Here is a 12,803-nt window from a genome sequence, read left to right as displayed (position 1 = left end):
CCCCCTCCAATAATTAGTCTGGAGCTTCAGATGTCTGCGCCACACGATCATGTGTCTACTGCTGTCTCGCAAAACCTGTCTTTCGATGCACTGACAGCCTTGCTTGAGAAGATATTCCTGCGTCACGGCACCTCGGCCGACGTCGCCCGGGTCCTGGCTGAAAACTGCGCCGGCGCAGAGCGCGATGGCGCCCACAGCCATGGCGTGTTCCGCATTCCCGGCTACGTGTCGACGCTCAAGAGTGGCTGGGTCAATGGCCAGGCCGTGCCGGTGGTCGAGGATGTGGCCTCGGGTTTTGTCCGGGTCGATGCCGGCAATGGTTTCGCCCAACCGGCCCTCGCGGCTGCACGTGCATTGCTGGTGGAAAAGGCCCGCAGTGCCGGCATTGCCGTGTTGGCAATCCGTAATTCCCACCATTTCGCTGCCTTGTGGCCGGATGTCGAGCCATTTGCCTATGAAGGTCTGGTGGCGCTGAGTGTGGTCAACAGCATGACCTGCGTGGTGCCGCACGGTGCCGATCGTCCGTTGTTCGGGACCAACCCCATCGCTTTCGCCGCTCCCCGGGCCGATGGCGAGCCGATTGTCTTCGATCTGGCGACCAGCGCCATCGCCCATGGTGATGTGCAGATCGCCGCACGCAAGGGCGAGCGCTTGCCGGCGGGCATGGGCGTGGACAGCCTCGGCCAGCCGACCCAGGACCCGAAAGCGATTCTCGAGGGTGGTGCGTTGTTGCCGTTCGGCGGGCACAAGGGTTCGGCGCTGTCGATGATGGTGGAGTTGTTGGCGGCGGCATTGACCGGCGGGAATTTCTCGTTTGAGTTCGACTGGTCGAATCATCCAGGGGCGAAAACGCCGTGGACCGGTCAACTGTTGATCGTGATCGACCCGAGCAAGGCGGCCGGGCAGAGCTTTGCCGAGCGTAGCCAGGAACTGGTGCGGCAGATGCATGGCGTGGGGTTGAAGCGCTTGCCGGGTGATCGGCGTCATCATCAGCGAGCCAGAACTACCGCTGACGGCATCTACCTCGACCCACAGACGATGGCGGATCTGCTAGAACTGGCAGGGCGCTGAAGCGCTGCTCATGTGGGAGCGGGCTTGTTCGCGAAAGCGGTGCGTCAGTCTCTAACAATGTTGACTGAAAGGACGCCTTCGCGAGCAAGCCCGCTCCCACAGGTTTCGCGCCTGACTGGAATTAAGCCTTGAGCTCGCTTCTTATCGAAGCAGCTTAACGCCGGCCCAGCAACAACCCGACCACCAAACCGAAACCGGCGGAGATGGCGACGGTTTGCCACGGGTGACCACCGATGTAGGTTTCAGTGGCTTCGACCGCGGGCTTGGTCCGGTCACGAACACTGGTTACCGAATCCCGGGCCTGCTGGAGTTTCTGGGCGATTTGCCCCCGCAGTGTCTCGGCTTCCTCTCCGACCAGTGATGCACTGCTTTTGAGCAATTTTTCCGACTCTTCGATCAGCGCCTGAAGTTCGCTGAAGGCTTGATCCTTGATTTGATCTTCGGCGGTTTGCGCGGCGGTTTTCCGGGCCATTGAAGTACTCCTTGCAGGTGAATGGACAATGAACAATGGAGTCCGTGGCCATTGAAAAAGTTGCAGCGAATTTAGGCGCAGACTCCATCCTGGCGAAAAATCCAGGGTCGGACATTTCGTCCTACAGTGTAAGATGTCGCCTATTTTACGCAGCAGGTAATTTCCATGAGTTTCAATCTGGCCGACAAACCCCTCGCCGAGCGCGCTGCGCTGGAAGATGAGAAATCCCGTCTGTTCGATTTATGGCAAAACAACCTGGGCAAAGCCAAGGGTGAGGCCGCACGGTTGTTCGGTGAACGCGCCAAGCGCAAAGGCAAATGGTCCGAGTGGGTCCGCTCCGAACTTGACGGCATGTCGCCCCCGGAATTTGCCAACATGGTGCGCAGCGAAGTCAATCGGCTGATGGCGGCCAAATAAGGTCGGCCTTCACGCAAAACTCGCGACAATCGCCTCGCGTACTTTCAACACCACCGGATCGAGCTGCGTGCTGGTGCGCCAGCCCAGTTCGATCGGGTAACGCGGCAACGCCAAAGGGCAGGGCAGCAGCGCCAGACCGCTGAGCGCCGCGATGCTTTGGGCCGCATGGGCGGGAATGGTCGCCACGGCCCGACTGCCCTTGAGCAAATGCGGCAACGCCGCAAAGTGAGTGGTCGAGGCGCACACCCGCCGACTCAATCCCAGTGCCGCCAACCCCTCATCGGTGATCCCGATAAAACCGCCCGATGACACCAGAATGTGCTCACGGGCGACGAACTCCTCAAGACTGATGGTCTGTTGTCCCTCGGTCAGGCTGAGTGGATCGACCAGACACAGATAACTGCCTTCACCCAACACTTCACGACTGAGCAATCGTTCGGCGAACCCGCCGGCGGTTATTGCCAGGTCGATACTGCGTTCCATCAATGCCTGGGCGACGATCTGGCTGTGGGTCTGACGAAAGATCAGCCGCAGCTTCGGCGCGCAACGAGCGATTTCCTCGATCAGTCGCCGCCCATAGGCGATTTCGAAGTCATCTGACATACCCACGGTCACCGAGCGCCCCTCGTAATGATGGGCGGTCGGGTCGACCATCGCCAGGCTCTGCCGGCATTTGTTCAGGGCATCGCTGACCACCGGTTTCAACTGATTGGCCTTGAGTGTGGGGGCAAGTCCGCGACCGGTGCGCACGAACAACTGATCGCCATACACCTCCCGCAACCGGCGTAACGCGGCGCTGACCGCCGATTGCGTCACGCCCAGACGCAACGCGGCGCGGCTGGCGCTGGACTCCTCATGCAAGGCTTCGAAGACTTTGAGCAGGTTGAGGTCGACGTCGGCGATATTCATTTGATTCATATCATTCAGCAGTGAACGGGGCTTTATTGATGATCCCGTGACGCCTGAGAATGAGCAACACCTCATTGCTTTCCGGAGTTACTGTCATGCCCAAGTCAATCGTTGCTGCGTTGCAAATCGGCGCCTTGCCCGGTGGCAAGGCTGAAACCCTGGAACAGATCCTGTCGTATGAAAGCGCAATCATCGAATCCGGCGCCGCCCTGGTGGTCATGCCCGAAGCGTTGCTTGGCGGTTATCCGAAAGGTGAAAGTTTTGGCACTCAACTGGGTTATCGACTGCCGGAAGGGCGCGAAGCCTTTGCCCGGTATTTCGCCAATGCCATTGACGTGCCCGGCATAGAAACCGAAGCATTGGCCGGGTTGTCGGCGCGCACCGGGGCCAATCTGGTGATCGGCGTGATCGAGCGTGCGGGCAGCACTTTGTTCTGTACGGCGCTGTATTTCGACCCGCAGGCGGGGTTGGTGGCGAAACATCGCAAGCTGATGCCCACCGGTACTGAACGGCTGATCTGGGGCAAGGGCGACGGCTCGACATTGCCGGTGATCGACAGTCAGGTCGGGCGGATCGGCGCGGTGGTGTGCTGGGAAAACATGATGCCTTTGCTGCGCACCGCGATGTACGCCAAAGGCGTGGAAGTCTGGTGCGCCCCGACGGTGGATGAGCGGGAAATGTGGCAGGTCAGCATGCGCCACATCGCTCATGAAGGGCGTTGCTTTGTGGTCAGCGCGTGTCAGGTTCAGGATTCACCACAAGCCTTGGGCATGGAGATCGCCAACTGGCCGGCCGACCGACCGTTGATTGCCGGCGGTAGCGTGATCGTCGGTCCAATGGGCGACATTCTGGCAGGGCCGCTGCGTGACCGCGCCGGTTTGCTCACCGCTGAAATCGACACCGACGACCTGGTCCGCGCCCGTTACGATTACGACGTGGTCGGTCACTACGCGCGTCCCGATGTGTTCGAGTTGACGGTGGATGAGCGAGCCAAACCTGGTGTCCGCTTCAACACATAAGCCCTTTGTGGGAGTGGGTATGTCAGTTGCCATCAATGTTGACTGAAAGGACGCCTTCGCGGGCAAGCCCGCTCCCACATTGGATTGATGTCATGTTCGGTTTTCGTGACCGACACGACCTCCTTGTGGGAGCAGGCTGCTCCCACATTGGATCTTCAGCGCTGCTGTAACCACTCTTCACGGGTGATTTCCCAGATTTCTCTCGGCAGCCGCCCACTGACGAAGTTGCCCTCGTCGGTGCGGATCAAACGCATGCCCGTGCGTTCCGAGAGCTTGCGCGAGCCGATGTTGGGCGCCGCTTTCGGTGCGCGCAGCACTGACCGGCCAAGGGTGTCGAACCAGTATTCGGTCACGGCGGCACTGGCTTCGGTCATCAAGCCCTGGCCTTGCCATTGCAGACCGAGCCAGAAGCCGCGGTTGTTGTCCTGCTGGTCCATCAGGCTGACATTGCCAATCAGTTGCTCAGGCGCCGACTTCAACCGGACCGACCAGTGCCATTCCTCGCCACGGGCCATCGCCGGCAGGGACACATCACTCAGGTAGGACAACGCACCGTCGGCAGGATAGGGCCAAGGCACCAAAGCGTTCAGATAGCGCACCACTTCCCAGTGCGGGAACTGCTGCTGGATCGCCTCGGCATCGGCCAGTTCCAGTGGGCGCAGGATCAGGCGTTCGGTGTAGAGCGTGGGTAAGTCCATGAGTGTTGCCTCCTTGTCTGTCCGTATTGAACGTTATCGACTACGACGAATTTACCGGGTCGTGGCGTTCGCGCCCGGCAGGCTGAGTTGGCCACTGTCGACAAAACGCATCGTCCCGAACAAGCCGCCGGCCAGTTTGCCGCGAAGAATATAGGGTAGGTTGTCGAGGCTTTGCGTCTGGCTCAAACCCAATGTCTGGCGCAGCACCGAGAACGTCGAAACGCTCACCGGAACAGTCAGCACGGTTTCGGAAAAGCGCGCAATCGAGCCTGATTGATCACTGACACCGGAGGCGAGTGGCTGACCGTTGACTTCCAGATCCAGCGCCACGCCGTTGTAGTTGATGGTGGTTTCATTGGGATTCTGCACGCGAATTTTCACGGCAAAACGCACTTCCATGTCCTGGCTTTGCAGCGGTTCGATGCCGACCACGTTGATGTTCAGTGGGTCGCGGTTGGGGAACAGGGCGCAGGCGCTCAGGGAGAGCAACAGCAACGAGAGGGATACAGCGATGAGTCTGCGCATGACGGGGCTCTCGACAGAAAAGTGAACTGAACCGCTGACGGCTCGACCCTTGAGCGACGTACAGCGGTTCACCTGTGCGACCCCATTCACTGTGAGGGGTTCGCCGCAGGCTGTCACTTGTTCATGACCGACACCTGATCATTCGAATGTTCGACTGCCGAAGGATTGGCACCCATCCACTGTGGGAGCAGTGATGTATCAGCGATTGACCAGTTTTGCCGGCAAGGCGATCACCAGGAAGCTGCTGAGAATCAGGCAGCCGGCGAAGAACCATAGCGCGCCGGCACTGCTGCCGGTGACGTCGATGGCCACCCCCATCAGCGAGTTGCTCACCAGACCGGCAATGTTCGCCAAAGAGCAGGCGAGGGCGAAGCCGGTGGCCGCTGCGGTGCCTTTGAGAAAGGTCGCCGGCAAGCTGAAGAACACCGGCACCGCACCGATGATCGCCGCCGAGGCGATGGCGAACAGTGCCACGGTCGCCACCACGTTGTGGACGAAGAATGGCGCGCTGGCCATGGCTGCTGCGCCTACCAGAAACGGCACGATGATGTGCCAGCGGCGCTCGCGGTGTTTGTCGGAGCTGGCGCCAATCAACAGCATGCCCAGCAACGCGGCGACGCTCGGCAGCGCAGTGAGGACGCCGATGTGGAACGTGTCGACGACGCCTGCGTTGCGAATGAAGGTCGGCATCCAGAACCCCATGGCATAGGCGCTGAGCAGGATCGAGAAGTCGATCCCGCCGAGCATCCACACCTTCAGGTTGAAAAACCCGTCGCGGAAGCTGTGCTTGCTGCCGGCGGAGTCGGCGTCGTCGGCGCGCAGTTCCTGTTCAAGGAGGTTTTTCTCGTCGTCGTTGAGCCATTTGGCCTGGCGGTAATTGTTCGGCAACGCCCAGAAGGTCAGCACGCCGAGCAACACGCTCGGTATCGCTTCGAGGAGGAACAGCCATTGCCAGCCGCGCAGGCCGCCAGCGTTATCGAAATGGCCCATGATCCAGCCGGACAGCGGGCCGCCGATCACGCTGGACAACGGCAAGCCGATCATGAACAAGGCGATGATGCGGCCGCGTCGATAGGTCGGGAACCAGGTCGTCAGGTAATACAGCACCCCCGGCAGAAAACCCGCTTCGGCGGCGCCGAGCAGGAAGCGCAGGACGTAGAACTGCGTGGTGGAGGTCACGAGCATGGTGCAGGCCGAGAGCAGTCCCCAGGTGATCATGATGCGGGCGATCCAGATCTTCGCGCCGACTTTTTCCAGCACCAGGTTACTGGGCACCTCGAACAGGATGTAGCCGACAAAGAACAGGCCAGCTCCCAGGCCGAAGGCGGTTTCGCTGAACTGCAGTTGATCGAGCATCTGCAGTTTGGCGAAGCCGATATTGATCCGGTCGAGGTACGCAGCCAGGTAGCAGAAGCACAGGAAAGGGATCAGCTTCCAGGTGATCTTGCGGTAAAGCGCTTGAATCGGTTCTGCGACCGCGGTCGCAGGTGCTGCATTCGCAATGGGCATCGGGTGTCTCCTGGCGGTGACTTATGGTTTTTATACAGCCGCTTTGTTCCAGCGCTCTGGCGCGCTGTTGCAAGCGACGTCCAAAGGCAGTGTCAGAAGACTGAGGGCGAACCCTCAGTTTTTGTCCAAGACCTGCGCTCTATGGCGCGGTTCTCGTGGCACGCATTACCTGTTTTCGAAGTGGTCGATGGCCTCCTGCTTGCTGACGACATCGCCGTACTTGCTGTCAATGTCGAACAGGTTGGCTTCATGGGGCGCCGGATGCCGGTCGCCGACGCACTCGCGCACGACGATGGTGCGGAATCCGTGCTGCACCGCGTCCACCGCCGTGGCACGAATGCAGCCGCTGGTGGAACAACCGGCCAGCACCACGGTGTCGATGCCTTGGGCGTGCAGCATCGAGGCCAGGCTGCTGCCAAAAAAGGCACTGGCATACTGTTTGCTGATCACCACTTCATTCTCTTGAGGATGCACCTCTTCGCAAAATGCCGCCAAAGGGTTGCCCTCGACCATGTCTTTCATCACCGGGGCCTTTTTAACCCAGATACCACCGTCGGCGAAATGGCCGGGATGGTAGCGGATATTGGTGTGCACCACCGGGATGCCCTGACGACGGGCGCAGGCCAGCAGCTCGACGCTTTCGGCCACGGCACTGACCACGCCGGGCGCGAACAGCGGCGCCCCTTCGGTGGTGTAGCCGCGCATGAAGTCGATCATCAGCAACGCGGCTTTCTGGCCGAAACCAATGCGCTGGCCCCACACGCCCTGATAGTTGTCGTTGGCGGTTTGTTCGCTCATGTCGCTCACCTCTTAATAGGCGCCGGAGAGCAGGGCGCCAGCACCGGGAACGATGGGTTCCAGGTCCAGGGCCTTGAGCATGGCGTAGGTGGTGGCAATGGCGGCGGTGAGTACCGGTTTGCCCGTTTGCGCTTCGACTTGCGCCACCACCGGCAGCGACTGCATCTGCACGCAGGCCGAAAGCACGATCACATCAACCCCTTCCAGATTCATGCCAGCAACGACGCCGGGCAGGTTGGCCGGGTCGTGACGGGCGACCGCGAGGTTGTCGGGAATTTCCAGCGCGCGCCAGTCCACGACTTCGAAGCCTTCTTCGCGAATGTAATCCACCACCAGCTCGGTCAACGGCTTCATATACGGTGCGACGATGGCGATGCGTTTGGCGCCCAGCACTTTCAAGCCCTCGATCAAGGCGCCGGCGCTGGTGATGACCGGCGCGTTACCGTCGTTATCGGCAGTGGCCTTGCGCAGCCGTTGTTCGGACTGGCGGTGATAGCCCAGCCCCATGGCCATGATCGCCACCAGGCACGCATAACCAAGCACGTCGACCTTGGCGTCAGACAGCTCCACGGCGCAGCGGTCGGATTCGCCGTCCATGGCTGCCAGTTCTTCCTTGCGCACTTGCTTCATGCGCATGCGGCTGGAGTGAAAGGTGAAGCGTTCCGGGCGAATCAACTGACGCGCGGTGAGCATCGCCGGGATCTCGGTTTCCATGGTGGTGTTGGAGCTCGGCACGATCTGGCCGATGCGGTAAGGCTTGAGCATAAAAGTCTCCCAGATACGTTTAATTCAGGCGTGGGCCGAGGAAGTCACTGAAGGCCGAAAAAAAGCCTTCCAGGTCATCCCAGGGAATCATGTGCCCGGCGTTGTCGACGTGGACCGTGCGAATGTTCGGTTGCAGCGCGAGGATTTCTGCTTCGTCCTCGGGCTGAATCACGCCGCCACGGCCGGCGATCATCAGCAGCGTGGGCGCTTCGAGTCTCGGCAGGTCCTGATGGAAGTCCACTTCATGGAAATCGTTGAAAGCCCTGACGATCGCCGGCTCGTAGCAGGTGTGCAGCCACTCGGCGCGCAATTGCAGTTGTTCATCGGTCCAGGTCGCGCAGTAGGCGCGCATCGCCTCGGCATCCATCCCGATCAACGACTGGCGGATCGAGTCGACATACCACGGCAGTTTGCTCGGATACTCGCGTCGGCCAGGACCGGACACCGGAGGATCGATCAACACCACGCGGTTCACGCCCACCGGATGACGTACCGCGCTGCGCACGGCAAACCGCGCGCCCATCGAATGGCCAACCAAGTGGTAGTGGTCCAGTTTCATGGCGCTGGCAAAAGCGCCGATGTCGTCGGCACAGGCGTCAGCGCTGTAGTCCAGCTCCGGCCCAGTGGAGGAGAGGCCGCGACCGCGAACGTCGAGCACATAGGTATCGAAATGCTCGCCCAGGCGTTCCGCGACAAACCCCCAGGTGATCGCCGGGCTGGTGATGCCGGGAATCAGAATCAGCGCCGGGCCTTTGCCGCCATAGCGCAGATAATGCTGGCGAATGCCGTTGGCCTGGACGTTGCCGCCATGGATGAACGTACTCACGCGGCCACCCCCGACTTCAGCGGTTGGGCGTACAGGTCATAACCGTAGACCCAGGCCGGATCTTCTTGGGTCCGCAGCCAGGTGTTGGCGTTGGAAACGGACTGCACGCGGGATGCACGTTCCTTGCGGTTGGCTTCGTAGAGCTGGAACGCGGTGCGGTAGTCGCCGAGCCCGGTTTCTTGCAGGCAGCGAGTGAGCATTGCCGCGTCTTCAATGGCCATGCCGGCGCCCTGGGCCATGTGCGGTTTCATTGGGTGGCAGGCGTCGCCCAGCAGCACCAGTCGACCTCGGCTCCACAGCGGTAAAGGATTGCGGTTGCGCAGCGGCCATTTGGTCACGCTATCGGTGGATTCGATCAGCGCTTGAACGGTGGGGTGATAACCCTGGAAGGCCTCGAACATCTCTTCGCGGCTGCTGTCGACGAACGCGCCCTGGAAATCCCATTCCGGGTGCGGCACGCCGGTCACGTAGTAGTACTCGTCGCGCTTGCCGGTGGTGTAGTAGACCATCATGTGCCGGTCCTCGGTCCACCACTTGATGCAGTCCTCGAACTTCAAATCGTACTTGGCCAGTTGCTCGCCGCGAATCAATGCGCGGTGCGCGACCCAGCCGCTGTACAGCGGTTTTTCCGCGCCGAGCAGTTCTTCGCGAATCTTCGAATTGATGCCGTCGGCGCCGATCACGATGTCGGCGTAGGTGACTTCGCCGTCACTGAAGGTGAGCCGCACCTGGCTGTCGGTTTCTTCGAGGGTTTCCAGGCGTTTGTTGAAGTGCACCGTGCCGGGTTTGATCGTCGACATTTGCAAGGCGTGCAGGTCGCCGCGATGCACGGTGATGTAGGACGCGCCGTATTCCTTGCGAGCGAAATCCCCCAGCGGGATGCGTGACAGGTAATCGCCACTCAAACCGTCGCGACTGAACCAGTGATCCGGGTGTGAGCCCATCAGGTCGAGCTGCTGCTCGATGCCCATGCGCCGGAAGATTTTCATGATGTTGGGACCCATGTGAATCCCGGCGCCAAGGCGGGAGAACTCGGGCGCCTGTTCGTAGATATCCACCTCGAATCCGGCTTGTTGCAGCAGCGTCGCAGCGGCTGCACCGCCCAGACCCGCACCGACGATGGCGATTTTTTGTGTACTTGCCATGGGGGTTGTTCCTCTTTTTCGAATGGTCACTGGCGATGTCGTCGCAAGGTTTTTAAAGTGTATACGCTCTTTTTTTGAAATGAAAAGAGATGGCTTGAAAAAATAATATTCAGCGGAAATTGTCTATGGTCACCAAACGTAACCAGTAATTATTGGTTATGTGTGGGTTAGTAACGTTATGGACTGGCTCTTGCAGTCCACTCGTATTTGAGGTCTTATCGTTAACAAATGGCGTATACACTATAAAAATGCACTGGAGTGAGGCGGGGCGCCTCGACTTGGTGCGCAGCAGACGATTGAGGAGAGAGGAAAATGCCGGTAAGCGATTGCGAATTGACCCAGATGTTCGAGCACGTGTTGAAGCTGTCGAAGGTCGACCCGACCCAGAGCGTCGCCGTGCTCAAGAGCCACTATTCGGACCCGCGCACCGTCCGTGCCGCGATGGAGGCGGCGCAGCGGTTGGGGGCCAAGGTCTACGCGGTGGAATTGCCTTCGTTCAACCACCCGACGGCCATGGGCAATGACATGACGGCCTACTGCGGCGACACCGCGTTGACCGGCAATATCGCGGCCCAGCGAGCGCTGGAAGCGGCGGACCTGATCGTCGACACGATGATGCTGCTGCACTCGCCGGAACAGGAGCAGATCCTCAAGACCGGCACGCGGATTCTGTTGGCCGTCGAGCCCCCGGAAGTGCTGGCGCGGATGCTGCCGACCGAGGCCGATAAGGTGCGGGTGATGGCGGCGGAAACGCTGCTTAAACAGGCCCGGTCAATCCACGTCACATCCCGCGCCGGTAGCGATTTTCGCGCCGCACTGGGGCAATATCCTTCCGTCACTGAGTATGGTTTCGCCGATGAACCGGGTCGCTGGGACCACTGGCCCAGCGGTTTTCTGTTCTCCTGGCCCAACGAAGAAACCGCCGAAGGCGTGCTGGTGCTGGATGTCGGCGATATCCTGTTGCCGTTCAAGACCTACACCCGGGAGAAAATCACCCTCGAAATCGAGCAAGGCTTTATCACCTCGATCCATGGTGGTTTCGAGGCCGAGTACCTGCGCGACTACATGAAGTACTTCAACGATCCCGAGGTTTACGGCATCTCTCATATTGGCTGGGGATTGCAGCCGCGGGCGCAGTGGACCGCCATGGGGCTGCACGACAAGAACGACGGCATGTGCATGGACGCCCGGGCGTTCTACGGCAATTTCCTGTTCTCCACCGGGCCGAATACCGAAGTCGGCGGCACTCGCAAAACTCCATGCCACTTGGACATTCCACTGCGCAATTGCGATGTGTACCTGGATGACCTGGCGGTGGTGATTGGTGGAGATGTGGTGGCGCCTGAAGCCTCCCGAGTTCGCTGAAATCCAGTGTGGGGGCGGGCTTGCTCGCGAAAGCGGTTTCACATTCAACAGAGATGTTGACTGACCCACCGCATTCGCGAGCAAGCCCGCTCCCACAGGGGATGTGCGATCCCCTGAGGCCTACTTCACTCTTGAGTCCAACCACCAACCTGTCCATCATGCCTCCCCACCACTCATAGTCTTTCGAGTCTGCCGTGCCTGAAACTCCTGATTCTTCCTACGTTTTCTCCGAACAAGTCGGGCATTTGCTGCGCAAGGCCTATCAGCGGCACATGGCGATTTTTCAGCAGAACGTCGGTGACTCCCAGCTCACCGCGGTGCAGTTCGTCACCCTGTGCGCCGTGCGTGATCACGGTCCCAGCTCCCTGACCGAACTGGTCAAGGCCACGGCCGTGGACCAGGCGACCATTCGTGGCATCGTCGAACGGCTCAAGGCCCGGGAGCTGATTACCTTGGAACCCGATCCGCAGGACCGGCGCAAAGTCATTGTCGGCCTGTCCGAAGCCGGCGACCGGCTGGTGCAGCAAACCGTGCCCTGCGCGGGGAAAATCACCGAGCTGACCATGAGCAATCTCAACCCGGCAGAACGGGTGGCTGTGCTGTTTTTACTGCGAAAAATGATCGACGACCCGCAGGACTGATCCACACATCCAGCCTCTGGCACTGTTTTTGCTCTCTTTTCATGTAGTAACCACTTCACCATTCGAGTGTGTCGCGACGCCACAAACCTGGTTTGGGCCGCGACCTTTTCTTTGATCTTTTGGTGTAGTGGGTACTTCATCAACTGAAGCGGGCGAAGCGAATGACAAGCCAGGAAATCACGGTTGCGCTTGAGGTCAACGGCCATACCACCAACGTCAGCGCCATGGCGGATACGCCGTTATTGCTGATCCTGCGCAATGACCTGCAACTCAACGGCCCCAAGTACGGCTGCGGCCTGGGCGAGTGCGGCGCATGCACGGTGATCATCGACGGCGTGGCGGCACGCTCCTGCGTCTTCCCGCTGGCCGGCGCGATCAATCGGAAAATTGTCACCCTCGAAGGGCTCGGCACTCGCGCCAATCCGCACCCGGTGCAGCAAGCCTTTATCGACGAGCAGGCGGCGCAATGTGGCTATTGCCTCAACGGCATGATCATGACCGCCAAGGCCTTGCTCGACCGCATCCCGCACCCCAGTGAAGCCCAGATCCGCAACGAACTCTCGGCCAACCTCTGCCGTTGCGGAACCCATATCGAAATCCTCCGCGCGGTGCTGCGAGCCGCCCGTCAAACGCCTTGAACGTG

15 protein-coding genes are annotated in these 12,803 nt (G+C 60.2%); 6 read left to right on the top strand and 9 right to left on the bottom strand.

Features of this window, described 5'->3' with window-relative positions; translation table 11 throughout:
- Positions 1–30: 30 nt before the first annotated feature.
- Positions 31–1,071: an Ldh family oxidoreductase gene (locus ACA055_RS15990; RefSeq protein ID WP_497679527.1), complete on the top strand. Its 1,041-nt coding sequence runs from the start codon at positions 31–33 to the stop codon at positions 1,069–1,071.
- Positions 1,072–1,225: 154 nt separating this feature from the next.
- On the opposite strand, the gene ACA055_RS15985 is transcribed toward ACA055_RS15990, so the two are convergent.
- Complete coding sequence (locus tag ACA055_RS15985; RefSeq protein WP_497679526.1) at positions 1,226–1,543, bottom strand: ElaB/YgaM/YqjD family protein; 318 nt, start codon at positions 1,541–1,543, stop codon at positions 1,226–1,228.
- Positions 1,544–1,708: 165 nt separating this feature from the next.
- Here ACA055_RS15985 and ACA055_RS15980 point away from each other — a divergent pair, with 165 nt between their 5' ends.
- On the top strand, positions 1,709–1,960 hold the full coding sequence (locus ACA055_RS15980) for a hypothetical protein (protein ID WP_497679525.1): 252 nt from the start codon (positions 1,709–1,711) through the stop codon (positions 1,958–1,960).
- Between the two features lie 9 nt (positions 1,961–1,969).
- On the opposite strand, the gene ACA055_RS15975 is transcribed toward ACA055_RS15980, so the two are convergent.
- Positions 1,970–2,878 carry a LysR family transcriptional regulator gene (locus ACA055_RS15975; protein ID WP_497679524.1) on the bottom strand — a complete coding sequence of 303 codons (909 nt, stop codon included), beginning with the start codon at positions 2,876–2,878 and terminating at the stop codon, positions 1,970–1,972.
- An 86-nt stretch (positions 2,879–2,964) separates the two neighbouring features.
- Here ACA055_RS15975 and ACA055_RS15970 point away from each other — a divergent pair, with 86 nt between their 5' ends.
- Positions 2,965–3,888 carry a carbon-nitrogen hydrolase family protein gene (locus ACA055_RS15970; RefSeq protein WP_497679523.1) on the top strand — a complete coding sequence of 308 codons (924 nt, stop codon included), beginning with the start codon at positions 2,965–2,967 and terminating at the stop codon, positions 3,886–3,888.
- A 155-nt stretch (positions 3,889–4,043) separates the two neighbouring features.
- Here ACA055_RS15970 and ACA055_RS15965 read toward each other — a convergent pair whose 3' ends face one another.
- From ACA055_RS15965 to ACA055_RS15935, 7 genes are all read right to left on the bottom strand, one after another.
- Positions 4,044–4,586 carry a GNAT family N-acetyltransferase gene (locus ACA055_RS15965; protein WP_497679522.1) on the bottom strand — a complete coding sequence of 181 codons (543 nt, stop codon included), beginning with the start codon at positions 4,584–4,586 and terminating at the stop codon, positions 4,044–4,046.
- A gap of 51 nt (positions 4,587–4,637) precedes the next feature.
- The gene (locus ACA055_RS15960) at positions 4,638–5,111 is read right to left on the bottom strand and encodes an LEA/WHy family protein (protein ID WP_497679521.1); all 474 of its coding nucleotides are present in this window, start codon (positions 5,109–5,111) and stop codon (positions 4,638–4,640) included.
- 198 nt (positions 5,112–5,309) lie between these two features.
- On the bottom strand, positions 5,310–6,620 hold the full coding sequence (locus ACA055_RS15955) for an MFS transporter (protein ID WP_497679520.1): 1,311 nt from the start codon (positions 6,618–6,620) through the stop codon (positions 5,310–5,312).
- 165 nt (positions 6,621–6,785) lie between these two features.
- On the bottom strand, positions 6,786–7,418 hold the full coding sequence (locus ACA055_RS15950) for an N-carbamoylsarcosine amidohydrolase (RefSeq protein ID WP_497679519.1): 633 nt from the start codon (positions 7,416–7,418) through the stop codon (positions 6,786–6,788).
- Between the two features lie 12 nt (positions 7,419–7,430).
- On the bottom strand, positions 7,431–8,183 hold the full coding sequence (locus ACA055_RS15945; protein ID WP_497679518.1) for a maleate cis-trans isomerase family protein: 753 nt from the start codon (positions 8,181–8,183) through the stop codon (positions 7,431–7,433).
- A 19-nt stretch (positions 8,184–8,202) separates the two neighbouring features.
- Complete coding sequence (locus tag ACA055_RS15940; RefSeq protein ID WP_497679517.1) at positions 8,203–9,009, bottom strand: alpha/beta fold hydrolase; 807 nt, start codon at positions 9,007–9,009, stop codon at positions 8,203–8,205.
- Complete coding sequence (locus ACA055_RS15935; RefSeq protein ID WP_497679516.1) at positions 9,006–10,154, bottom strand: FAD-dependent monooxygenase; 1,149 nt, start codon at positions 10,152–10,154, stop codon at positions 9,006–9,008. The genes ACA055_RS15940 and ACA055_RS15935 overlap by 4 nt, the downstream gene beginning before the upstream one ends.
- Positions 10,155–10,466: 312 nt before the next feature.
- On the opposite strand from ACA055_RS15935, the gene ACA055_RS15930 reads away from it, so the two are divergent.
- From ACA055_RS15930 to ACA055_RS15920, 3 genes are all read left to right on the top strand, one after another.
- Positions 10,467–11,519 (top strand): 2,5-dihydroxypyridine 5,6-dioxygenase, encoded by a 1,053-nt coding sequence (locus ACA055_RS15930; RefSeq protein ID WP_497679515.1) that lies wholly within the window; start codon positions 10,467–10,469, stop codon positions 11,517–11,519.
- A 194-nt stretch (positions 11,520–11,713) separates the two neighbouring features.
- Positions 11,714–12,160 carry a MarR family winged helix-turn-helix transcriptional regulator gene (locus ACA055_RS15925; protein WP_497679514.1) on the top strand — a complete coding sequence of 149 codons (447 nt, stop codon included), beginning with the start codon at positions 11,714–11,716 and terminating at the stop codon, positions 12,158–12,160.
- Positions 12,161–12,321: 161 nt separating this feature from the next.
- Entirely contained in the window at positions 12,322–12,798 is a 477-nt protein-coding gene (locus tag ACA055_RS15920; protein ID WP_497679513.1) for a (2Fe-2S)-binding protein, read from the top strand.
- Positions 12,799–12,803 lie beyond the last annotated feature (5 nt).

The sequence above is a fragment of the Pseudomonas sp. LBUM1657 genome, from assembly GCF_059716075.1.
The sequence above is the reverse complement of the archived record's forward strand: the minus strand, read 5'-3'. Positions and strand labels throughout refer to the sequence as shown.